Here is a 23,583-nt window from a genome sequence, read left to right on the forward strand (position 1 = left end):
ACAAGTTTAACGCTACTTTTCTAAATATTAGGTGTTTTTCGGTTCCTTTTTTCGACCCGTGTAGAGGAGAATGGCGATTCCGGCGAGTACGAGCGGAATACTCAGGATCTGGCCCATGTTGATGGGCAATTTATCTTCGAACGCCTCCTGGTTCTCTTTCAGGAACTCGATGACGATGCGCATGCCGAAGCACCACACCAGGAAGATGCCAAAGATCCGGCCGGTTACCAGGTTCTGACGGTGACGATTCCAGATCGCAAACAGCACCAGGAACAGGATTACGCACGAAATGGCTTCATACAGCTGGCCCGGGTGGCGGGCGATGCCCACGGTATTGATCTTGGCAACAAAGCCCTCGGCGTCGGGCTTCGCAATTTTATAATTCAGGCGTAACTGCGGGGTCTCATCAAAGTACTCGTACAGCCGGCCGCTGAGCAGAGGCAATACGCGGTTGTTTACCAGCCCATCGACCTGGGCCTCGGTTGCCTGCGGTGTAAAGAAAATGTAGATCGTGATGGGCTTGCGGCCGTTCTCGCCGGCGGGCAGCGAGTCGTTCTGCACGTACACCATGTCCTTCACGATGTGGTCGGGGTCGATCCGGTCGTCTTTCAGCGACTCGGTGAGGCGGCCGGTAAAGACAATGCCCCAGGGTTTATCGGTAGGCGTGCCGATAATTTCGGAGTTAAAGAAGTTGCCGAGGCGGATCAGCGCGCCCGTCAGGGCCACCAGGATCACGATCCGGTCGAGGATCTGAACATAGTTCTGTCCCGGCTTGCGCTTGCGGCTGTAGAGCCACAGGGCGAACAGAATGCCAATGGCGCCACCGTGGCTGGCCAGGCCTTGAAGGCCGGTGAATTTGAATGGGCTGAACTCAAACGGCAGGAAGATGCTGAGAGGCTCCTGCCAGATGATCTCGGGCTGGTAAAACAGCACATGGCCCAGGCGCGCGCCGATGATCGTGGCTACGATCATGTAAATGGTCAGCGTGTCGACATCCTTTTCAGGCTTGCCCTCTTTGCGGAACATGTAATACAGGATCTGCTGGCTGATCAGAAAGCCCAGCGCGAAGAATAGTCCGTACCAACGAAGTGCAAATGAACCGACAGAAAAGATCTCGGGATTGCCGTTCCAGATAATGTAACTCAGTGTAGCCATGAGGGCAAATATAGTGTTAATTGTCTACAGACCAGGGGTTGCCCCCGGTGGCAGGCAGTTTTTATGCGCGTTCCAACGCTTGCAATTCACGGGCGAATCCCGAGGAGAGGATCGGGAACCGGCACCACGTTCGCGGGTCTACGTTGATGTCATCCAGGTGGAACGCGGGGGCGATACGCTCGCGCTTCCATTGGTTGATCGACCACAGGCGGAAGAACTTGGTGATCCATGCCTTGACCTGCGCCGGCTCGCCGACGTGCTGCAGGTGGTGGTACACCTCTACCGGCGACTTCCGTTCCTGTATCGCCCAGCGCTCGATCTCCGCCAGCACCGCATAGGGCATCAGGTCGGCTTCGTCGGTCTGGTGCCGTTCGAGTGGCCGCAGCTCGGCGGTCGGCTGAAGATTGTTGACGAGATATAGGCCATCGTGACCCAGCTCCTGTTGCGCCCAGCGCAGCCACTGTAGGACAAAGACCTTGGTGAGCCCGGCAATAGGAGCGAGGCTGCCGCTGGTGTCGCCGTCCATCGTGGCATACCCCACGTCGCCCTCGCTTCGATTAGACGTCGTCAGCAATACGGCGCGGTGGATGTTGGCGAGCATCCAGATGATCGGCGAACGCGTGCGCGCCTGTACATTCTGCAGGGTGATATCGTCTTGCTCCCAGGTAAGCGTGCGGCCGATGGCCTGCTCGATCTTCTGCGTATAGGCCGTTACGGTATCGTCGATCGTCCAGGAATGGAAGACCGCACCGATGGACGCCGCCAGCACGCGGGCGGCCTCGTAGGTGTTGGTGGACGAGTTGCGAGTACCCTGGTATGCGCACGTGAGAAGCCTGCCTACGGTTTGTTGCCAGGTATCATCTGCCGCGGGCAGGCCGACGCGCTCCGCAAAGCCTTTGGCGCCAAGCTCGCGTATGCCACGTATAACCATCTCGGCCACAAAGACGGCACAGGCCGACGAGTCGGCGCCGCCGCTCAGCGAGAGCACAAAGCCCTTTGCGCGGCTTTTGCGCACATAGTCGAAGAGTGCCAACGCTACGGCGCGGGTCAGCTCTTCATTACGCTCTTTGGTATCGGTGGAAGGTATAACTTCGCTCGCCGCGGGCTGACGGAAGTTTACGTCGCAGACGAGGATATTGAACGGCAGAAAAGAAAAACGTTTATTGACCGCCAGCAGCCGGCCGTGCTGGGCCAGGATGATGTCGCCGTCGTAGATCATACGGCCGGCTTCATTGCCCAGCAGGTTGGTAAAGAGATATGCACAGGCAAACAGCGACGAGCCCTCTTGTACGACATCGCGTTCGCGCACGGTGCTCTTACCCATGGCAAAGTGGCTGGCGCTGGGGTTTAAGATCAGGTCTACACCGCGGTCGCGCAGCCGGTAGCCCGGGCGCAGGTCTTTGCGCCAGCCGTCCTCGCAGATCTCGAAGCCCATCTTGATACCGGCAACATCGTAGATCAGGTCGCCGGCGGGGATCGACTCTTCGCCGCGCGCCAACGTCACCACCTTGTGCGCCGGCCAGGCATCGAACCAACGGGGCTCGTAGTGTACGCCGTCACGCGCCAGGTATTGCTTGAATGTAATGCCCAGGATCTTGCCGTCGCTGATGACACAGGCACCGTTGTAGGTAATGCCCGCGATGCGCACCGGCAGGCCTACGCTGACGGTAATGCCCATACAGTGTGCGCGGATCTGCAGCACTTCTTCCCATGCCTTTTCGGCAAGCCAGTCGCTGAGAAAGAGGTCCTCACACCCGTAGCCCGTAACACTTAATTCGGGCAGGCAAAGTATAGCGACCTGCTGGCGGCGGGCTTCCCCGATGGCATCGATAATGTTCCGGGTGTTGTTGTCCCAGTCCATCGGGACCTGGTTTACGGTGGCTCCGGCTATTTTCATGACGAATGGATCAAGCGCGTTTTAATGAACTGCGCTGCATTCTACAGACAATTAAATTACCGGTCAAGTTCGCCGATCGGAGGGAATCGCGGGGGTGGTGGGGTGCAACGCCTAGGGCGTCAGCAGGTCGAGCATTTCACACGTTTTAAATGCTGCATCCTGCTCGGCCTTCTTCTTGCTGTTGCCATACCCGGTGCCCTTGGGCTCGTTGTCGACAATGACCTGCGCGGTGAATTCCTTGTGGTTTTTACCCTTCTTCACATTGAGGATCTCAAAGCGTACTTCCTTGCCTTCGCGCTGGGCCCACTCGATGATCTTGCTCTTGAAGTTGGAGTTGGAGTTTACGAGCTCTTCCAGGTCGTAGTTGGGGCCGATGAGCTTGTCGATCACAAACTTCTTGGTGCGCAGGTAGCCTTTGTCAAGGTAAATGGCGCCGACGATCGCCTCGAGCGTGTTGCCCAGGATGACCTGTTGCAGGTGCGCGTTCTTCTGGTCGTACTGCACGATATTTCCCACGCCGATCTTGCGTGCCAGCAGGTTGAGGGTCTCGCGGTTTACAATGCGCGAGCGGATCTCCGTCAGGAAGCCTTCCGAGCGGAAGGGGAATTTCTTGAAGAGGAAGTCGGCTACGGCGGCACCGAGAATGGCATCGCCGAGGTATTCGAGACGCTCGTTCGATTCTTTAAAACCCTGTCCGTTTTCTTTCGCAATAGAGCTGTGAACCGTTGCGAGACGATAAAGTTCAAGATTGGAAGGAGTAAAGCCAGCGATGTTTTGTATGGCGCTGACCAACTTCTCGTCGCTCTTCGTTTTTCCTTTCGGAAGCTTAAGGATTTTCCAGACCAAGGTTTATGTCAGTTCATTTTTGTCCGGATGCTAATGTAGTAAGAATATGCACGATGGTCAATGCTATCGCCGAAGTCCCTGTGCTGGTATACTCGCCCAACGTACGATCAGGCCTATAGCAGGTGCTATACCGGCGGTGTTGAGGCCGCCTGTAAAAAGCCATGCCAATGCCGGCTGTTCGTGCAACGAGCAGAAAAACTCAGGGATAATCGTGTCGGAATTTCCGGCGATCAGATCTTCTTGAAGAGCACCGAGAAGTTGTGGCCTCCGAAGCCGAAGGTATTGCTCAGGGCAATATTCACCGGGCGTTCTTGTGCTTTGTTGAAGGTCATGTTGAGCTTGGGGTCAAGCTCCGGATCGTCCTCGAAGTGGTTAATGGTCGGTGGAATGATCGACTGGTTGATGGCCATGATACAGGCAATGCTCTCGATCGCACCGGCGGCGCCGAGCAGGTGCCCGGTCATAGACTTCGTCGAGCTGATGTTTATTTTGTATGCGTGCTCGCCGAACACTTTCTGGATGGCGCGGATCTCGCCGATATCGCCCAGGGGGGTCGATGTGCCGTGGGTATTGATGTAGTCGATGTCCTCGACGGTAATGCCTGCGTCTTCCAGCGCGTTGTACATCACCTGGATGATGCCGGCCCCTTCGGGGTGGGGTGCGGTGATGTGGTAGGCGTCTGACGACATGCCGCCGCCGATCACCTCGGCATAGATCTTGGCACCGCGTTTTTTGGCGTGCTCGTATTCTTCCAGGATCAGCGCCCCGGCGCCTTCGCCCAATACAAAGCCGTCACGCTCTTTGTCGTAGGGGCGTGATGCCGTTTCGGGCGAGTCGTTACGCTCGGAAAGCGCCTTCAGCGAGTTGAACCCGCCGACGCCGGCCTCGCACACTGCAGCCTCCGAGCCACCCGATACAATGATGTCGGCCTTTCCTAAGCGCAGGAAGGTGAAGGCATCGTACAGGGCGTTCGTCGAAGAGGCGCAGGCGGATACCGTGACGTAGTTAGGACCACGGAAACCGTATTTAATAGAGATATGACCCGCGCTCAGGTCGGGGATCATTTTCGGAATGAAGAAAGGGTTGAAGCGCGGCGTACCGTCGCCCTTGGCGTATACCTTTACTTCTTCCTGGAAAGTAAGTAACCCCCCGATACCTGAGCCCCAAATGACCCCAATGCGATTAGGGTTGAGCTCAGCCAGCGGGAGGTTTGCATCTTTTATAGCCTCGTCTACGGCCACCATAGCATACTGCGTAAAGGGGTCCATCTTGCGGGCCTCCTTCCGGTCCATAAAGTTGCCGATCTCGAAGTTCTTTACCTCGCAGGCAAACTTTGTTTTAAAGAGACTAGCATCAAAGCGCGTAATCGGGGCAGCTCCGCTTTTACCATTCTTTAAGCCATCCCAATACTCGGGAAGAGTATTGCCGATGGGTGTGAGTGCACCAAGTCCTGTAACGACTACTCGCTTTAATGTCATGCTGATCGGGGTGTGGTTGTAGAAAGACTGTTGTCAATTATTTCTTCACGTTTTGCTCCAGGTAAGAGATGGCCTGGCCTACAGTGGAAATATTTTCAGCCTGATCGTCTGGAATAGAGATGTTGAATTCCTTTTCGAACTCCATGATAAGTTCTACAGTATCGAGGGAGTCAGCACCCAGATCATTGGTGAAGCTGGCCTCGGGAGTAACTTCAGATTCCTCAACACCAAGTTTTTCGATGATGATCTGTTTTACTTTTTGTGCAATTTCAGACATGTTTTTAAGGTTTATGATTTAAAAATCTGTGCAAAGAAAGAGATTTGCGTCAATATTGTCAAACTTTTTTGAACTCGCTCCCAGGGGGTAAAAAATGGTACCAATAGTATAAAAAATGAAAAAAAGCAAGCTCGTCATCGACTATGAATACGACTTCGATCTGCTGGGGTTGACCACGGCGGCAAAAGGGTATAAGCTGGCCTGGGATATGAACCAGGCGCTCCACATTCAGCTTGTAAAACAGCCCGATTTGGTCGTTGGATTCAAAAATAACGATGAACGCAGCTTTTCTTTTTATGCCTTTGAAACCCAGATCAATCGTTTGAAACTGTTTAAAAACCGCCCTGCCGAAGGCGACACGGGAAAGTATTTCCTAATCCCTGAATTTCCTCACTTCGATTTTATAATTTTGGCAGCTATGAAAGATCAGTACGCCCATCCGCAGTTGCTGGAGTTGATCAAGTCCATATCCTCCGTGCAGTTCGCTGCATTCATTCCCATGGAAGGCCTGAAGTCAAAATCAAACTTTATCTTTTGATCGCCGGATGCTCACTGACGCCCTTCATAGTACCACCATATCCAGAGAAATATTCCTTTAACCTATGTTAGAAAAAGTATCGTACAACAAGACTAAAATTGTTGCCACTGTAGGCCCTGCTTCCAACTCAAAAGAAATGCTGCGTGCGTTGGTGAAAGAGGGTGTGGATGTATTCCGCCTCAACTTCTCACACGGTAAACACGAAGACCACCTCAAGGTGATCCAGTACGTGCGCGAGATAAACAAAGAGATGGGTACGACAGTCTCTTTGCTGCAAGACCTCCAGGGCCCCAAGATCCGCGTGGACGAAATGGAGCCGGGCATCATCATCGAGCCGGGTCAGGAACTGATCATTACCACGCGCGACCTGGTGGGCAACCGCGAGCTTGTAAGCACTTCGTATAAAAACCTCCCCAACGATGTGACGATCGGCGACACGATCCTGGTAGACGATGGCAAGATCGAGCTGAAAGTAAAAGAGGTACGCGGCAATGATGTTGTAACAGAAGTTGTCTATGGCGGACCGCTGAAGTCACGCAAAGGCATCAACCTGCCCTTTACAAAAGTGTCGGCCCCGTCGCTGACCGAAAAAGATCTGAAAGACCTGGAGTTCGGTCTGGCCAACGACCTGGACTGGATCGCCCTGTCGTTCGTTCGCAAAGCCTCCGATATTCAACAGCTCCGCCAGATCATGGACGAGCATAAATCGACCGCCCGCATCGTGGCGAAGATCGAAAAGCCCGAAGCCCTCAGCAACATCGACGAGATCATCAACCTTACCGACGCCGTGATGGTGGCCCGTGGCGACCTGGGTGTAGAGATCTGGTTGGAAGAAGTGCCGATGGTACAAAAGATGCTGGTAGAGAAGTGTAACCGCGCCGGCAAACCGGTGATCGTCGCTACCCAGATGATGGAAAGCATGATCGAAAACCCGCGGCCTACACGGGCAGAGACCAACGACGTGGCCAACGCCGTGATGGATGGCGCCGACGCCGTGATGTTGTCGGCCGAGACTGCCGCCGGCAAATTCCCGATCGAGGTGATCCGCTCCATGGTGCGCACGGTCGCCTCGGTGGAAAAGAGCCCGAACACGTACTACCGCTTCCGCGAAGTTCAAAAAGATTCGTCTACCTACATCCACGACAACTTCGTACTGGCCGCGTGTAAGCTGGCCAAAGACGTAGGTGCCAAAGCAATTGTAGGCATGACACAGTCGGGCTATACGGCCTTCAAGTCGTCGGCATACCGCCCGAATGCCAACATTTTTGTATTTACATCCAACGCCTCGCTGCTCACCAAGATGAACCTGGTGTGGGGTACGCAGGCATACTTCTACGACAAGGTGAACTCGACCGACGAGACCATCGCCGATGTAGAAGAAGTGCTGAAGCGCGAAGGTCACGTGACGACGGGCGACATCATCATTGTATTGGCCAGCATGCCGATCCAGGAGAAAGCACGCACCAACACGCTCAAGATCAACATCGTGAAATAGTCACGACGAGAACATACGCAAGAAAGAGGCTGCTCCACCCGGGGCAGCCTCTTTGCATAGAGGCGGTCTGCCTTATGGCGTTCCCATATAACGGGGGTCGGGTTAATCTAGTTTGTCCTTTCCAGTCGCGGTTCGACCAGGATAACCTCTTCGCGTTCTACGACTACAGCCCCCGCGGGGTCGCCCTTGCGCTTGCGCACATACTTGCGCGGCGTTACGACCACAGGGCACAGCGTTTCGGTCTTGCGCTTGGAGTTGTACGCGGCCAGCTCGGCCGCGCGCTCGATGACATCCTTGGGAAAGGGTTTATTTGCCTGGTGTTTGATCAACACGTGCGAACCGGGCACGTCTTTGGCGTGCAGCCACAGGTCTTCTTTGTAGCCGTAGCGCAGCGTCAGCACATCGTTGCTCTGCGCGTTTTTGCCTACCCAGATCTTAAAGCCGTGGTATATAAACTCGTGGTAGGGCAGGGGTACGGGCTGCTTCTCTTTGACGCTGAAGATCGGGTTGCGGCCCACCTCGGCGCGGAGCGACTTCAGGTCGGTTGCAGCTTCCAGGGTGGCAATCTCGTGCCGGAGCGCCGCCATCTCTTTTTCCTTGGTCTCGAGCGACTGTTGCAGCCGTTGTATTTCAATGTGCTGATTCTTGGCCTTGCGGTAGAAAGCCTCGGCGTTCTTTTGCGGCGAGAGGTCTCTTTTAAGCTTGATGGTAACGGTATGCTGGTCGTTGTAGAAGTCGGGCAGCGTGACCGTTTCTTGTCCGGGGCGTAATGTGTGCATATGGGCCATGATCAGGTCCGCCCACGTTTTATAGTTCGTATCGCTCTCTACTTCGGCGAGCTTCTCGAAGGTCTTCTGATAATAGCTTTCACTGCCCTTGAGCTTTTCGCGGAGGGCCGCGACGGCCGATTGCCGCTCGCGTACAAACGCTGCCCGGTGTGTATAGGTGTGGAAAAATTCGTTGATCGCCTCGATCGGATCAGTGAATTCACGCACTGTGTTCGGCGCCGGCAGTAACGAAAGGTATACCGTGCCGTGCGCTTCCGCAATGCTGTACACCGGCTTGCTCAATAATGCACGAACCTGCCGGATCATCTGCCAGCGTACATCCGGCGGCTGCGTGTCAAAGCCCTGTTCGGCCAGGTGCCGCCAGGTAACTTTCCCGAACGTGAAGTACAGCGCGCCCAGGTTGCCCTGGTGTTGTTCGAACGCTTCGTATGACCAGTCTATCGTGCGGTCGAGCGTCGAGAGGTCCAGCCCCTCGTCGGCGGGCAGGTTGTTTCGGAAAAGCGCGATTACGGCGTTCTGCTCGAACAGCAGCACGTTGGCGCGGTTGGCGTGCATCTTGAATAACAACGTGAGGTCGTTGCTGAGCGTAAGCGCCACGCTGCGTTCATTTTCCAGGCATCGTACGGACGCTACACGCTGGCCGATCAGGATCGGGAACAGATCGACGCTGTTTTTCCGTGCGCGATGAAAGTTCGTCGGGAAGGCCAGGCAGGAAAACGCAGGCTCCAGGCTGGCCTTGATAAAGAACGGGTCTGTATGCGTCTCGAACCGGATGATCAGCTCGTCTTTATTCTGGCTGAAGCACTCGGAGATAACCGTGCCACGCAGGAGCGCGTCGAGCGATTGACTGAGGGGACGAAGAAAATAATAATTGTTGTGCACCTGTATAAAATAAAACGACAGGTATAAACTTACGAAACAATATCGACCTGAAGACCATCATACGCCAGCGCGACGGAGGCGGGCAGCTCGTGTTGAACGGCGCCATGCAGGCCCAGCTTGTGGCTGATGTGTGTCAGGTACGTTTGTTTCGGCGCGATACGTTGGATGGTATCCAGGGCCTCGCCCAGGTTGAAGTGCGAGATATGGTGCTCGCGCTGCAGTGCGTTGAGCACGAGCACTTCGGTGCCCTTCAGGCGCTCGAAGGTCTCTTCGGGGATATAGTTGGCGTCTGTGATATAGCTGAAGTTGCCGAGGCGAAAACCAAATACCGGCATGCGCAGGTGCATGACGGGCAGCGGCAGGATGGAAATACCGTTGACCGTAAAGGCATCTTCGTTTATAGGCAGCAGCTTCAGGCGGGGGATGCCCGGATAGACGGGGCCGGACAGGGCGTAGGCATACTCCACGGCCAGTTGGTCGAGCGTAGCCTGCGTGCCATAAATGGGCATGTCCATGTCCTGTAAAAAGTTATAGGCACGGACATCGTCCAGGCCGGCCGTATGGTCGCGGTGGGCGTGCGTAAAGAGCACGGCGTCGAGGCGTTCGATATATTCGCGCAGCATTTGCTGGCGGAAGTCGGGGCCGGTGTCGATCACCAGGCTTTGTCCGTCGATGGCGATGTGCAGGGCCGTGCGCAAGCGCTTATCACGGTAGTCCAGCGAGCGGCATACGTCGCACGTACAGCCGATCACGGGCACACCCTGTGAAGTGCCGGTGCCAAGGAACGTTATTTTCAAGCGGCGGTGGTCTGTTGTTCACCCTCTGAGGCTTGCGGCGCCGGCTGTTCTCCTTCCGGGGTGCCCTCTGCGGTTTCCTGGGCCTGCGGTTGCGGCAGGTTCAGCTCCTCGTGCAGCTTGCGGCTTTTGTCGGAGAACCTGGTCGGGTCGAGGGTGGTATTTTTCAGGATATCGAGTAGCGCGTTTATCTTTCCTTCGGTGGTAAAGAACTTGTTCACGATCATGATCTTCTGGTCTTTCAGCACGCAGTAGCCCGACTTGAAATTGCCCTTCTCATAGCGCAAGGTATAGTCAGACTCAGTGATCATCTCTTCCATTTTTAGCAGAAACTGGGTCGTGTATTTGATCATCGTGGTTGTTGTCTGTTCCAGGGGGCAAGATAAGCATTTATGTCCACACGTGGTCACGTGGTTTTATTGCGTAATTTGCGGGCTTGAAGCAGGAAAACAAGCATCTGATCGTCGTTGCCGGACCCACTGCCGTTGGAAAAACAGCTGTTGCCATCGCCCTGGCAAAGCATTTCCACACGGAAGTGATCTCGGCGGATTCCCGTCAGCTGTTTCGCGAAATGACCCTCGGCACCGCCAAGCCCACACCCGAAGAGCAGGCCGAGGTGCGCCATCATTTTATCGACAGCCACTCGATCGATACCGCCTACGATGCCGCCCAATACGGCCGCGACGCGCTGGCGTTGATCGACGCGCTGTTCCGGGAGCACAACGTGCTGGTGCTCTGTGGTGGTTCGGGCCTGTATATCAAGGCTGTACTGGAAGGGTTTGACGACATCCCCGAGGTGGCCGAATCCATCCGGGCCGAGCTGATCGGGCAATTCGAGGCGCACGGCATCGGCTGGCTGCAGGCACGCATGGAGGAGGAGGACCCCGCGTTGCTGGCCACCATCGACCGCCAGAATCCCCACCGCCTGATCCGTGCGCTGGAGGTCAAGCGCGGTACGGGACAGTCCATTGCCGCCTTCCGCACGCAGCGGCAACACACACTGCCCTTTCGCGTTCACCGCGTGGGCCTGACGTTGCCACGCGAGCAGCTCTACGCCCGCATCGACGCGCGCATGGATGCCATGATCGATGCCGGCCTTTTTGAGGAGGCCCGGGCATTGTATCCCTTCCGCGCGCACAACGCGTTGCAGACGGTAGGCTACCAGGAGATCTTTGACTGGATGGACGGCCGATACGACCGCGACGAGGCGATCCGCTTGCTCAAGCGCAACTCACGGCGCTATGCCAAGCGACAGCTGACGTGGTTCCAGCGCGACGAGGCCATGCGCTGGTATAGTCCGTTTGAACTCGACAGTATACTACACGATATAGAACAAGCGATGGCCTCTGCGGCCGTATAACGAAAGACGAAGAAGCCCTACACCCGTGACGGAAAAGAAAGTACTCATCATTACCTATTACTGGCCTCCGAGCGGAGGCAGTGGCGTACAGCGCTGGCTGAAGCTGGTAAAATACCTGCCGCAGTTTGGCTGCAAGCCCTATGTATTCACGCCCGAGAACCCCGCCTTTGCCATTCGCGATGAGTCGCTGCTCAAGGACGTACCACCCGAGGCCGAGGTGATCAAGCTGCCTATCTGGGAACCGTACGAGGCTTTCTTCAAGATGTCCGGCTGGTTTGGCCGCAGGAAATCCGCGAAGCCCACCGACCTGGTGGCATCGTCCGGACCCAAGTCGCTGTTCCAGAAAATCAGCACGTGGGTGCGCGGGAATATGCTCATACCCGACCCGCGCGTGTTCTGGGTACGCCCCGCCGTGCGCCACCTGCACAAATACCTGAAAGAACACAATATTCCGACTATTATCACCACCGGCCCGCCGCACAGCATGCACCTGATCGGCCGTCGCCTGAAGCGCAAGAACCCCAACCTGACCTGGATCGCCGACTTCCGCGACCCCTGGAGCGAGTGGGGCCTGCTGGACAGCCTCATGGCCGGCCGTTTCGCCCGTGGCCAGCACCGCCGCCTGGAGCGCTGCGTGCTGAGGGAAGCAGACAAGGTCATTACCGTCACCCCCTTTTACGTGCGCCAGTTCGAGCAGCTCGGCCAGCGCCGTGTGCACCTGCTCACCAACGGCTTTGATACGGACGATTTCCGCGACGTACAGGTACGGCCCACCGAAAACTTTGTGCTCCGCCACGTCGGCATCATCAACGAAAAGAATAACCCGCGCCCCTTCATGCTGGCCGTGAAAGCCCTGATGGAAGAGGACGAAGCCTTCCGCGGGCGGGTTCGCATCGAGTTCACAGGCGAAGTACACCCGCAGTTCCGCGCCTTTGTTACAGCTGACCCTGTGCTGAACAGTATATCGCTGTTCATGGGCAATGTGCCGCACAAAGAGCTGATGAGTCTATACGGCCAGTCGTCGTTGCTGCTGGTAGTTCTCACAGGATATAAAGATGCTGAAGGGTATCTGCCGGGTAAGCTGTTTGAATACTTAGCCACAGGCCTGCCCGTGCTGGGCGTAGGTCCCGAGCATGGTGATGCCGCAGCCATGTTAAATGCAACCGGGGCAGGGGCGATGATCGATGATAAGAATCCCGCCGCGATCAAGGCCTTTATTCTGAATGTGTTCCGCCATTGGCAGCAGAGTGAGCTGAAGGCGGCTACGGGTAACGGACATTTGCTATACTCACGGAAGGAGCTTGCGCGGAGTGTAGCGGATATGTTAGAGCCAGCAAAACTTTAAAGAAAAAGGCTTTATGCAAAAACTTTTATTTGTAATACTTCTCGTTGTGTTAAATATTCTGGCGTTTCTCCTGTTGAACGTGAGTCCGGTTTATGAAGTCAATAGGAAGAAAGTCTGGCTCGTGGCATTGCCGGTGATAGTAGGTATCATTGTATTGATCATGCTGAATGGAGAGCGTTATATAGAGCCTTTGTATATAACGGCTGGATTAATTTCTTTAATGGCGCTGAAATTCTTAATTCATAAGATCTTCGTTCTTCCACGTAAAAACGAAAACCAATCCCTGCAGGCGCTGGTTCAAAAGGCTTTTGATACAGTTCTTTTTCCTGTATTTATATTGTTTTTCAGTATTCTGGAAGCAATATTCGTTTGGCAGGGATACTAATAGTGAGTATAGGCACGCGATGTAGTTACACGGCATTTATAAACTGCTGACAGTTTCCGGCATCCGCGATCGATATCGGGACCGCATCTCCGCCAACGGGGTGCTTAAACTTGCGCCAGCAAGCGTGGCAACAACAAAGAGCTATCGCCATAACTCAGGAATCGATACCCATTCCCCAACGCCTCATCATAGATCCGCCTCCAATCTTCCCCAACCAATGCCGCCACCAGCAAGATCAGCGTAGACCCAGGCTGATGAAAGTTGGTTACGAGGCCCTTACAAACCCGGAAGGTATACCCCGGCATGATATAGATACTGGTATCGCCCGTTAAAATATCCGTCTGCAAAGCATCCATCCGTGCCAGTACACGCTCCAGCGCCCCGGTCGTAGACGGCAACGCCTCATACGTCATGTAAGGATCATGCTGCGTAATAATAAATGGCGCCTCCGGGTCCGCCTTTAGCCGCACCCCATACCAATATAAACTCTCCAATGTGCGCATGGAAGTTGTTCCTACCGGCACGATAAACCGCTCAGGTTGCAACAGGTTTTCCAGGTTGCGGCGGGTAACCAGTATCTGCTCCGTGTGCATGGTATGATCTGCCGCGTGTTGAACCTTGACCGGTTGAAAGGTGCCGGCACTGACATGCAACGTCAGAAAGTCCGTCAGAACACCCTTTGCCTGTAATGCTTCCAGCACGGCGGGGGTAAAGTGCAGGCCAGCTGTGGGGGCAGCCACGGCGCCCTCGTGGTGGGCATAAACGGTCTGGTAGCGTTCACGGTCCGCGGCTTCGGCGTCCCGCTTCAGGTAGGGTGGAAGCGGCGTTTCCCCCGAGCGTTGAATGATCTCGGCAAAGGCGTGGGGGGCAGGCCACTCGAAAGCCACCAGGCCTTCTACACGGTCCAGCAGGCGGGCGCGCAGGGGCACGCCTTGCACATCCTTCTCCAACACGGCGCCCTCGGCCCACTTCTTCAGGTTGCCGATGGTACATTTCCAGGTGCCCGAGCCCTGCGCCGTCATCACCTCGGCAATCAGGGGCGACGGGGCTACCGGGTGTAACAGAAATACTTCGATGGTCGCGCCGGTATCTTTGGTAAAGTGCAGCCGTGCGGGAATCACCTTGGTGTCGTTAAAGAACAACAGGGTGTTGGGCGGCAGGAAGTCGGGCAGGGACGCAAACGTTTCGTGTTGGATCGAGCCTCCCCGGTACAGCAGCAACTTCGATCGGTCGCGTTGCTGAAGCGGGTGATGCGCAATCCGCTCGGGCGGGAGCGCATACGTGTAGTCCTGCATGTCGATGGCCTTCATAGGCGCCAAAGTTACAGCGTACGCCAGATTTGTCGGGGACAATTTCCACCGCTGCCCGAATTAAATTTATTTTACAGTCATGGCCGTGCATGCAGCATTTACACAGAAAACCTTCGAGTTCAATTTCCAGGCGCGTACCTCGCGTGGGCCGATGCGCGATAAGACATCGTGGTTCATCAAACTTTGGGACGACACCGCCCCGGGCGTAACCGGCCTGGGCGAATGCGGCCCGCTGCCGGGCCTGAGCATCGACGCACGGCCGGACTTTCAGGACGCGCTACAGGCTACGCTCCAAAAAGTGATGCAGACAGAGAGCCTGCGAGACTTGCCCCTGACGTGGGTCGGGCAGACGGCACCCGCAGGCTTTCCCGCCATTACCTTTGGCCTGGAGACGGCCCTGCTCGACTGGCAACACGGCGGGCGGCGGGTGATCTTCGAAAACGCTTTTGTGGAAGGACAGACCATTCCCATCAATGGCCTGATCTGGATGGGCAACCTGGATTTTATGATGCAGCAGATCAACGACAAGATCGCCAAAGGGTTTACCTGCATCAAACTGAAAGTAGGCGGCCTGGACTTCGACCGCGAATGCGACGTGCTGCACTACATACGGCAACGCTATTATCGCGAGAACCTGACGATCCGCCTGGACGCCAACGGCGCCTTTAAACCCGAGGAGGCGTTGCTGAAGCTGGAAGCGCTGGCAAAGTATAACATCCATTCCATCGAGCAGCCCATTAAGCAAGGACTGCCAGCGTTAGCGGATATTATCCAGCAGTCGCCCGTGCCGGTGGCATTGGATGAAGAGCTGATCGGTGTAGAAGGGGAGGAACGTGCAGCGCTCATCGCGCGGCTGAAGCCGGCGTATATAATACTAAAGCCTACGTTGCACGGCGGGCTGTCGGGCTGCCGCGCGTGGATCGCTGCTGCGGAGCGGCATGGAGTAGGATGGTGGATTACATCCGCGCTGGAATCGAATATCGGTTTGAACGCAATTTGTCAGTTTACAGCGGAGTATAGCGCAGCGATGAATATGCCGCAGGGGCTTGGGACAGGGGCCATCTATACCGAGAATATACCGTCGCCCTTAGTCGTGAAACAGGGGGCCATTCAATACGATCCTGCCAGGGTGTGGAATATGGCCGGTATTTAGCATTCTCCGGCAATGAGCCAACGGCGTACTGGGGATAATGCAGGAACGGCTTTAGCAGGGCTTGGATATGGTTGAAGTATGGCTCAAGTATGGCTCAACATCGCTATAAGGTCGCTGTAAGGTCACTGTAAGGTCGCTAAAAGGTCGCTGTAACCGGATGTGCTTTAGAGATAGCGTTTTACGTCGTCTGCCGTAATCTCATCCCCCCCCATAATCACCAGTCTTTCTACTACGTTGCGCAGCTCGCGAATGTTGCCTGTCCAGTTATGTGCCTGTAATGCTTTCAACGATGCAGCGTCAAACGACTTCTTCCGCGCGCCATATTCATCCGCTATGTCTTGCAGAAATTTATCGGCCAGCAGCGGTATATCGTCCTTACGGTCATTCAACGCGGGCACTTTAATGATGATCACACTGAGCCGGTGAAACAGGTCTTCGCGAAAACGATGCTCCTCGATCTCTTTCCGCAGATCCTTATTTGTAGCCGCCACCACCCGTACGTTGACCGTGATCTCTTTATCGCCGCCAACCCGTGTAATCTTACTTTCCTGTAAGGCACGCAACACCTTTGCCTGCGCCGACAAGCTCATATCACCGATCTCGTCCAGAAAGAGTGTGCCCCCTTCCGCCAATTCGAACTTTCCGATCCGTTGCTTAACGGCCGACGTAAAGGAACCCTTCTCATGGCCAAACAATTCGCTCTCGATCAGCTCTGACGGGATGGCGGCACAGTTCACTTCGATCAGCGGGCCGTCCGCGCGTTTACTCTTTTCGTGCAGCCAACGTGCCACCAGTTCCTTCCCGGCGCCGTTAGGGCCATTGACCAGTACGCGGGCATCGGTCGGCGCGACCTTTTCGATCATTTCCTTTACCTGGCGGATAGGCTCGGAGTCGCCCACCATATCGAACTTCTTAGAGATCTTTTTGCGAAGGGTCCTGGTCTCTTTCACCAGGTTGGTTTTATCCAGGGCGTTGCGCAGGGTGATTTCCAGGCGGCCCAGGTCGAAGGGTTTCTGGAGAAAGTCGAAAGCACCTTTCTTCACGGCCTCGACGGCCACGTCGATGGTGCCGTGCGCCGAGATCACGATGAAGTTCGTGGTGATGCCTGCTTCCTTCACTTTGTCCAGCACCTCCAGACCGTCCATTTTAGGCATCTTGATATCGCACAGGCACAGGTCAAAGCCACCTTGTTCCAGCTTCTTAAAACCTTCCTGGCCGTCGGCGGCCTCTTGAACGTCGTGCTCTTTTTCTTCGAGGATTTCTTTCAGGATCGCGCGGATGCGCGCGTCGTCTTCAATGATCAGAATCTTGGCCATACTTCGTAAATGTATCGTATAAAAATTAAACCCACTACACCGGGGTCGGTGGAGTGGGTTTAAAAGTGGCAAGCCTGTAAGCCGGGTTCTGTCATCCCTTGCGGGAGTCCTTATCATTTATCTGGGCCTGTCTTCACAGACAGGCTCTATCAGTCTACCCGTTCCGGTGCTACAGACCGTGAAGCCTGCAGCCAAGCGGGCCGCTTGAAGCCCGGAACCTATTTGACCTTTCAACGCGTAAGGTTTACCCTGCAACGACTGTCGCCAGCCGCCCGGTGAGCTCTTACCTCACCTTTTCACCTTTTCCCGTCAGGATAAATCCTCACGGGTAGTTTGTTTTCTGTGGCACTGTCTGTTCCCGCGCCGTCGCCGGCACGAGACCTTCCCGTTAGGAAGTACGCCGCCCTGTGTTGCCCGGACTTTCCTCCCTTTTGTGACAAAAGAGCGATAAGGCGGCTCACCGCTACAAAGGTACGGCGAAAGCATGAAAGTAAATAGCATAACAGCCCACGGATGGAACTCCCGCGGGCAATAAAGAATGCCGGATGAATGCAGACTAGTGAATGTCCTTGCCTGTGAGCTTCAGCTCATAGTGGTCGGCGAGCTGTGCTACTTCCTGGATCATCTCCTTCACCTGCTCTTCCGACACTGTCTCAGACAGGCAGGAGGCTTCCACCTTTACATAGCCCTCTTCCAGGATAAACTTGCTATAATCGAAGTGCGCGTTTTGTTCCAGCAGCGCCCGGAGGTCGATGTTGGGTGTGAACTCACAAACCTTGGAGGTAAAGAGCGCCTGCTCGCGACCCGATACGGGGCTCGTTTGCGCGCTGGCCAGTACCGTTTGGAAACGGCTGCCGTTGATCGGTACAACGATCACGGATTTGGTATGGTCGTAGTCGGTGTATTGACCCCCGATGTGGTCGGCATACTTCTCAACGTACTCCATGAAGCCTGGTAAAGTAGAGATCATATATGGTAGGTTTTAAAGTGGATAGTATATGAAGTTAAAAAAATGGCCCCTAAAAAGGACCATCCACTATGTGATTTATTTAGGTGTTATACCGCCTAAGTTAGAAATAAAAAGCGTGAAAACGAGTGCCCCGTGCGGAGAATTCGACGGATGGCGCGGGCACCTTGATCATGCCGGCCACAAAAAGCAGTGTGTTCCATACTTTGGACCTCGTTTTAAAGGCCGTCAGGTCGAGGTCCAGCGAAAGGTAATATTGCCGATAAGGCGCACCGTACCCCGCCGCCAGGTTCTGCGAATCACGGGCATAGACCATACCCTGCGCGCCATACCCCACGGCCAGGTTCAGCCATTTGGGAAAGTGTATAAACTTGTCCATGTCCACCGACAGCCAGTAGGTCTGACCGTTGTAATCTTTTAAAATCTCGTCGGGCAGGCCCTTACCCAGCGTGTTGGGCCGCTGCGGCGCATAGTCCGTGCGGTGGAAAGAGAACTTGGGGTGAATGCGTACCTCGTTCCAGAGATAGGACTGGCCCAGGTAGAAGGCAGCACCCGCCGCGTCGGCGACCAGGTCGCCGGTAGAGGCACCGTAGGCATCCGAGAAACCATCGAATATTTCGACGGGCACCAATACGGCAAAGCCCGTGAGGGCACCCCAGAGGTCGGCTTTGCGGGCGGGCACCTGGCAAGCCTGTAATGCCCGCGAAGTGCCATCGCTAAAGTAAAAGGCGGAGTAAAAATGTCCGAGCTTGTCGACTTGTTTCCACTCGGCATTGTCGTTAAAGAACCGGAAGGACTGCCGGTGCGTGTCGGTATACCACAGGTGATTGAGGCCCGCCAGCGTCACGCCATAGGCAGCCGCGCCACCGATGACGAGGCCGCGCAGCCGGCGTTTGTTTACATGCTGGGCGGAATCCACTTGTGAAAAGCCGCTGATCGAAACCAGGAACAACAGCAGGCACAGGCAGTGCTTACTCCGTGCCGGCAGGGTCGTTGTCATCATCTTCTTTGATTGCGTCGCGGTTTCCGTTCTGGCGCTCCTCTTCCCGCTGCCGGCGGCGCTTGCGGGCCGTCTGCCAGAGGTCGCGCAGCTCGTTAAAGCTTTGCGTGTGGATGATACTTGCGCCCGTCGTGATGGAGTTCTGGTTGGTGTTCACCGAGCTAAGCACGGGGTTGACGTTGGTGCGGCTATACATCTTTACGCGCAGCTTGCCGTCGGCGGTCAGCATATAGTCTACCGTCCAGTCACCGGCGACGCTGGAAGGGTTCGTTTGTGTGCCGGGCGTGGTACCGCCGTTGGGGGAGTTGGAAGTGTTGTTAAACGTACCGTCACCGGTCACGCGCAGACGGCCGTTCAGGAACGTATACGACAACCGCAGCTGAAAGGTGTTGAATGTCTCCTGGTCCATCGAGCCCAGGTCCACATCCACCACCAGGTCTTCGTCCACCTGGCTCATCCAGTGGCTCAGCTGGTTGGACAGCAGCTCGCTCAAGCTGTTGACAACCGACCCGCTCGCATCAAACGACTCCGGCGGCGAAAAACGACGCAGTACGATGAGGCTGAACACCTGGCGCTTGAGCTCCTGCTCGTCCAGCTTGTTTTTGAACGCCGTAAATTCCAGGTCCAGGTTCACGGCATTGCCGCTTTCCGTTTGTACGTTCTTCGGCAGATCCTTTGCCGTAATATCGAAGTTGATCTCGGGCGACATCATGGGCCCGTCCAGTCGCAGTAACACTTGTACGGGATATTTACGTTGCAGCTGCGGGGATGTACCGGCCGACTGGTCTTTCATCGTGATCAAGGGTGCCAGCGATGCCATCTGGTTGTAGGAGGCATCGATCTCTACCGTGCCCTGGTACGGGTTGCCATACCAGGTGATACGGCTGCCCTTCTTCACCGTAAATTCTTTATTGATGATATCGTACAGTGTAAAGTTATACCAGCCTTCTGTGAACTCGAACGGTCCAAACATATTGAACTCGCCCTTTGTGTCGAGCTGAAGCTTCAAATCGCCGTTGCCCCGGCCGCGAATGATATCACCCGACTTCTGGTCGAAGATGATCTCGCAGTAGGCATCGGGTGTTACGTCCAGGTTCAGATCAAAGGCGAGGCCGGTCAGGTTTACGCGATTGCTGAGGTTCCCTTCGATCTTTTTGGTGAAGGTGGTATCCTTGAAGTTGACAAACGAGATAAATTCCTTCTTGTCGACCGATGACGACGAACCGCTCAACGGGATATAGATATGCGTATTCTTTTCGGTACGCGCCGTAGAGGTGATGCGCAGGTTCGATAGTGGCCCGTTGAAGTTCAGGTCGCCGGTGGCATAGGCCTGCCCATAGAACAAACTGTTGTCCTTGTGCGCCGTGTTTAGTACCTGAAAGTTACGGAACCGCGCATCCAGGTTGATCGTCATGTCGGAAAAGCTGTGGTGGTTAATGGCGCCGTTGAGCCGCGCCTTGTTGCGCAGCACGTCGGCCAGCTCGATGTCTTTGAAGTATAGGGATGTTGGTGTAAGCCCGATGATACCTGTAAAACGGTACATCGTTTTGAGATAGTTGATCATGATCTGGCCGTCTTCGGCCTTGCCCTCACCACGGATCGCCGGATCGTTCAGCGTACCGGTGATGCGGAAGTCGCCCGACACCGTACCGCCGATCTGGCTGAAGATCTCTCCCAGAAAGGGCTCGGCAATCTTGAGGTTTGCTTTCTCCAGGCGCGCCGACAGGTTCAGCGGACTGTCGGCTAACCCGGGAGTATAATGGCCTGTCAGGTTAACGATGCGGCTTTGCGAGCGGTCGACAAACAAGTTGATGTCAAACCGGCGCTCGGTCGTATCCCACCGGTTTTGCGTCGAGATGTCACCGACCAGGAAATCGTTGATGGTGAAATCTTTTACGTGTAATGTGTTTTGGAATGTAGGCTCCTGATAATAGTGGCTTACATCGACCTGCGCCTCGGCAATGCCGCGGAACTTCAGATCGGTCAGTACGTCCAGCAGCGACAGGTCCAGGTTATGAACGTTCAGCGATAGTATTTCATTGGGATCTTTGGAGATCTTACCGTTTACACGCAGGTACTGCTCGGCATTCTCCAGGGCCAGGTCGTGGAAGGTCCAGTCGCTGCCGCGGATGGCCACATAGTTGCGCGGCATGAACGACCAGTTGCGTTCGAGGATCTTCACGTCGGAAGGAGCCATGGTGACCACCGTACTGTCGCGCAGGAAGTCGACTCCACCCTTCAGGCGTACATAGTTGTTCTTTCCGTCGTGATCGGCATCGAGACCGAAGTCGATGTGGTTTTTGTTCCAGATCGCTTCCGCCAGCAGGTTCTTGGTCTTCAGGTTTTTGCTGAGGATCTGCCGCTCGGAGTTTACCGTGAGCATCGAGAGCACGCTGGTGCTGTCGGCAATCTTCGAGGTCGTGAGCTCGATGTCGGTATTGATAAATACTTTGCCCTGGTACTCCAGCGAGTCGAACGCTGTGTACAGGTTGATGATGGTGGTGCGCCCGCTGGTAAAGCGGCCGTCGATGCGTGTGTTGCGCGCCAGCGACAGGTTCAGGTTCAGCAGATCGTTTATCGGGCGGATGTCTTTCAGGTTGATGGCGATCTGTGCTTCGTAGGATTTAGGCTTATACGTCTTCAGCCGGTAGTACTCGGCAATCTCGCGCTGGTCGTTGCGGATGTTAAGCGATACCTCCTTGATCAACGTCTGGATATCATACGAGATGTCGGAGAAGTTATAGTTCCCCCTGGCCTCTACGTCGGCCAGGGTAGATTGTACTTTGAACGAACGCATGCCCTGGTCGCGCTGGGCGTCTACCAGCACGTGGTCGAGCTTCAGGCGTTCCTGATTGTAATCCAGGATGAGATCGGTCACATCGGCGGTACCGCGCAGCGAGTCCAGCGTCAGGCCCTGGATGTCTGCCGCGACACGGGCATGCAAGAAGAGTGTATCGCGCGAGAGGTTGAGCTTGTGTAAATATGCGGTGTCCAGTCGTGCGCGGATGCGGATCTGGTTGCGGCCCTCGCGCAGGTCGATCGAACCGCGTGCGGTCAGTTCCAGGTTGGGATCGTTGATCTCGATCAACCCGCGGAACAAGCCGGAAGCAAAGCGGGCATCTGTACGGATGTTGGTATAGTTGTATTTGTTGACGCCGATAGAGCTTACCCGGCCGTTGAGCTGAAAGTCGGCGGTCTTTTGTGTCAGGCCTGCGCCGGCGATCTGGCCGTCGAGGCTTACGTGTTGATACATCGTGGTGTCTTCCAGGTACGTGCCCAGGTCGAAGTTGATCAGCGACACGCGTCCTTTGTATACCGATCTGTTAATGTCTTCTTCGTTCACTTTTAAGTTGATATCCGAGCGGATCGTACCCAGGCGCCCGGAAAAGGTACCATTTGCCACAAAGTCGTTGGGGTAGCCCAGGAACTGTCCGTGCATGGCCAGGTCCCCCATGGGCCGCAGGCGCGCCAGCGTCTGCTCGTTGAACAAAAAGGCGATGTCGTTCGGATCGAGCGTGGAATTGCGCAGGTTGAGGACGATAAACGTTTCGTTGATGTTGGGCAGACCCTCCATCTCCAGCGATCCCGTTAACCGCGACCGCCCGATGTCCACTTCCATCTGGGTGTATTTGAATTTGTTTACCCGTCCGTTAAAGGTACCGCTGACGGTTAAGGGTTGCCCCAACCGTCGTACTCCGGGGGCAAAGAGCTCCAGGTCCTCGGGTTCGATCACCGTATTGGTAAGGTGTGCATGGACCGTCACTTCGTCTACAAAGTGACTCAACGCGCGGTGACCCTGGTAGCGGAACAGGACAGTGTCGGATACAGTACTGTTTCCCGCCTGGACGTTGAGGCCGGTGAACTCCATTCCCGCCTGCGAGAGCCGGAAGAAGGTCGAGAGCTGCTTGACCTTGAATTGCGTTTTCTGATCCTGAGCGATCAGTGTCCGGACATAAAACTCCGTGGTATCGCCCAGTACCACAAAGCTGTTGAGATGGCCTTCATCTACCGCCAGCGAGAAGTGGTGGTAGTCAAAACCCTGCGGCACGGTATCGCTGTCCTGGTCGATGTAGGTCAACTGGCTGCGGTTCAGAAAGGCCTCGCCGATGTTTACCCGCGGCGTGCGGCCGGTACCGCCGCCACTGCTGCCCGAGGAGAATTTTTCATTGATGCGGTCGATAAAGACGTTGATGTTCAGGTTCCGGGCCGTGTCCGATTCCTGGATCATGGTCAGAAAAACATGGGCACTGTCCACGTAGATGCCGTCGATGTTGATGTCCTGCTGGTGGAGGAGCTGCAGCAGCTTGAAGTTGATGAGGATCTCTTTGGCGCCGATCATGCGGTTCTGCTCGGTGTCATACAGGTTGACGCCGGTCAGCTCCAGGCGGTCGAACCAAAGCATGCGAAAGCCTGTTACGGTGGTCGGAAAACCGGTGACTTGTGTAAAATCCTTTAACAGGCGCGAAACGAGCCAGTTTTGAACGGGGGGCATCTGCAATACCAGGAAGGCGGAGATGAACAGGAACAGAACGGCCGTAACGGAGTAGACAAGTATCTTCCGAATCCTATTTTTGATAACTTGCAGGTTCATGCTTCA

19 protein-coding genes and 1 other RNA gene are annotated in these 23,583 nt (G+C 55.3%); 6 read left to right on the top strand and 14 right to left on the bottom strand.

The genetic code is table 11. From position 1 onward, the window contains the following. Positions 1-27: 27 nt before the first annotated feature. The 5 genes from KK078_RS12185 to KK078_RS12205 form a co-directional block, all read right to left on the bottom strand. Positions 28-1,155 carry a prolipoprotein diacylglyceryl transferase gene (locus KK078_RS12185; protein ID WP_254090556.1) on the bottom strand — a complete coding sequence of 376 codons (1,128 nt, stop codon included), beginning with the start codon at positions 1,153-1,155 and terminating at the stop codon, positions 28-30. Positions 1,156-1,216: 61 nt separating this feature from the next. Then, a complete protein-coding gene (gene nadE / locus KK078_RS12190; protein ID WP_254090557.1) occupies positions 1,217-3,052 on the bottom strand; it encodes an NAD(+) synthase in 1,836 nt (611 codons plus the stop codon). Positions 3,053-3,163: 111 nt separating this feature from the next. Then, positions 3,164-3,898: a ribonuclease III gene (gene rnc / locus KK078_RS12195; RefSeq protein ID WP_254090558.1), complete on the bottom strand. Its 735-nt coding sequence runs from the start codon at positions 3,896-3,898 to the stop codon at positions 3,164-3,166. A gap of 230 nt (positions 3,899-4,128) precedes the next feature. Beyond that, positions 4,129-5,376 carry a beta-ketoacyl-ACP synthase II gene (gene fabF / locus KK078_RS12200; protein ID WP_254090559.1) on the bottom strand — a complete coding sequence of 416 codons (1,248 nt, stop codon included), beginning with the start codon at positions 5,374-5,376 and terminating at the stop codon, positions 4,129-4,131. 37 nt (positions 5,377-5,413) lie between these two features. Next, positions 5,414-5,653: an acyl carrier protein gene (locus KK078_RS12205; protein ID WP_025537672.1), complete on the bottom strand. Its 240-nt coding sequence runs from the start codon at positions 5,651-5,653 to the stop codon at positions 5,414-5,416. Positions 5,654-5,768: 115 nt separating this feature from the next. Between KK078_RS12205 and KK078_RS12210 the strand changes: the two genes are divergently transcribed. After that, entirely contained in the window at positions 5,769-6,191 is a 423-nt protein-coding gene (locus KK078_RS12210; RefSeq protein WP_254090560.1) for an IPExxxVDY family protein, read from the top strand. Positions 6,192-6,255: 64 nt separating this feature from the next. Then, positions 6,256-7,686: a pyruvate kinase gene (gene pyk, locus KK078_RS12215; protein ID WP_254090561.1), complete on the top strand. Its 1,431-nt coding sequence runs from the start codon at positions 6,256-6,258 to the stop codon at positions 7,684-7,686. A 107-nt stretch (positions 7,687-7,793) separates the two neighbouring features. On the opposite strand, the gene KK078_RS30655 is transcribed toward pyk, so the two are convergent. From KK078_RS30655 to KK078_RS12230, 3 genes are read right to left on the bottom strand one after another with little or no spacing between them, the layout of a single operon-like run. After that, positions 7,794-9,356 carry an NFACT RNA binding domain-containing protein gene (locus KK078_RS30655; RefSeq protein WP_254090562.1) on the bottom strand — a complete coding sequence of 521 codons (1,563 nt, stop codon included), beginning with the start codon at positions 9,354-9,356 and terminating at the stop codon, positions 7,794-7,796. A 29-nt stretch (positions 9,357-9,385) separates the two neighbouring features. Then, positions 9,386-10,153, bottom strand: coding sequence for an MBL fold metallo-hydrolase (locus KK078_RS12225; protein ID WP_254090563.1), 768 nt, complete (start codon positions 10,151-10,153; stop codon positions 9,386-9,388). After that, entirely contained in the window at positions 10,150-10,503 is a 354-nt protein-coding gene (locus KK078_RS12230; RefSeq protein WP_317195898.1) for a hypothetical protein, read from the bottom strand. Before KK078_RS12230 ends, KK078_RS12225 begins: the two co-directional genes overlap by 4 nt. 83 nt (positions 10,504-10,586) lie before the next feature. On the opposite strand from KK078_RS12230, the gene miaA reads away from it, so the two are divergent. Genes miaA through KK078_RS12245 form a run of 3 tightly spaced genes read left to right on the top strand, consistent with a single transcriptional unit; the run spans position 10,587 to position 13,240 of the window. Next, positions 10,587-11,510 carry a tRNA (adenosine(37)-N6)-dimethylallyltransferase MiaA gene (gene miaA / locus KK078_RS12235; protein ID WP_254090564.1) on the top strand — a complete coding sequence of 308 codons (924 nt, stop codon included), beginning with the start codon at positions 10,587-10,589 and terminating at the stop codon, positions 11,508-11,510. A 25-nt stretch (positions 11,511-11,535) separates the two neighbouring features. Next, positions 11,536-12,855: a glycosyltransferase family 4 protein gene (locus tag KK078_RS12240; protein ID WP_254090565.1), complete on the top strand. Its 1,320-nt coding sequence runs from the start codon at positions 11,536-11,538 to the stop codon at positions 12,853-12,855. Positions 12,856-12,868: 13 nt separating this feature from the next. After that, positions 12,869-13,240 (top strand): hypothetical protein, encoded by a 372-nt coding sequence (locus KK078_RS12245; protein WP_254090566.1) that lies wholly within the window; start codon positions 12,869-12,871, stop codon positions 13,238-13,240. Between the two features lie 104 nt (positions 13,241-13,344). On the opposite strand, the gene KK078_RS12250 is transcribed toward KK078_RS12245, so the two are convergent. After that, complete coding sequence (locus KK078_RS12250) at positions 13,345-14,550, bottom strand: S-adenosylmethionine:tRNA ribosyltransferase-isomerase (protein WP_254090567.1); 1,206 nt, start codon at positions 14,548-14,550, stop codon at positions 13,345-13,347. A gap of 79 nt (positions 14,551-14,629) precedes the next feature. On the opposite strand from KK078_RS12250, the gene KK078_RS12255 reads away from it, so the two are divergent. After that, on the top strand, positions 14,630-15,703 hold the full coding sequence (locus tag KK078_RS12255) for an o-succinylbenzoate synthase (RefSeq protein WP_254090568.1): 1,074 nt from the start codon (positions 14,630-14,632) through the stop codon (positions 15,701-15,703). 164 nt (positions 15,704-15,867) lie between these two features. Here KK078_RS12255 and KK078_RS12260 read toward each other — a convergent pair whose 3' ends face one another. The 5 genes from KK078_RS12260 to KK078_RS12280 all read right to left on the bottom strand — a co-directional run bounded on the left by KK078_RS12260 (position 15,868) and on the right by KK078_RS12280 (position 23,577). Continuing rightward, the gene (locus KK078_RS12260; RefSeq protein WP_254090569.1) at positions 15,868-17,019 is read right to left on the bottom strand and encodes a sigma-54-dependent transcriptional regulator; all 1,152 of its coding nucleotides are present in this window, start codon (positions 17,017-17,019) and stop codon (positions 15,868-15,870) included. Positions 17,020-17,080: 61 nt separating this feature from the next. Further along, positions 17,081-17,483: RNase P RNA component class A (gene rnpB / locus KK078_RS12265), an RNA gene on the bottom strand. A gap of 92 nt (positions 17,484-17,575) precedes the next feature. Then, positions 17,576-17,989 carry a YbjN domain-containing protein gene (locus KK078_RS12270; protein WP_254090570.1) on the bottom strand — a complete coding sequence of 138 codons (414 nt, stop codon included), beginning with the start codon at positions 17,987-17,989 and terminating at the stop codon, positions 17,576-17,578. Between the two features lie 100 nt (positions 17,990-18,089). Beyond that, on the bottom strand, positions 18,090-18,989 hold the full coding sequence (locus KK078_RS12275) for a DUF2279 domain-containing protein (protein WP_254090571.1): 900 nt from the start codon (positions 18,987-18,989) through the stop codon (positions 18,090-18,092). Next, on the bottom strand, positions 18,958-23,577 hold the full coding sequence (locus KK078_RS12280) for a translocation/assembly module TamB domain-containing protein (RefSeq protein ID WP_254090572.1): 4,620 nt from the start codon (positions 23,575-23,577) through the stop codon (positions 18,958-18,960). Before KK078_RS12280 ends, KK078_RS12275 begins: the two co-directional genes overlap by 32 nt. Positions 23,578-23,583: the final 6 nt, after the last annotated feature.

Source organism: Dawidia soli (assembly GCF_018598185.1).
Taxonomy (GTDB): Bacteria; Bacteroidota; Bacteroidia; order Cytophagales; family Cyclobacteriaceae; genus Ohtaekwangia; species Ohtaekwangia soli.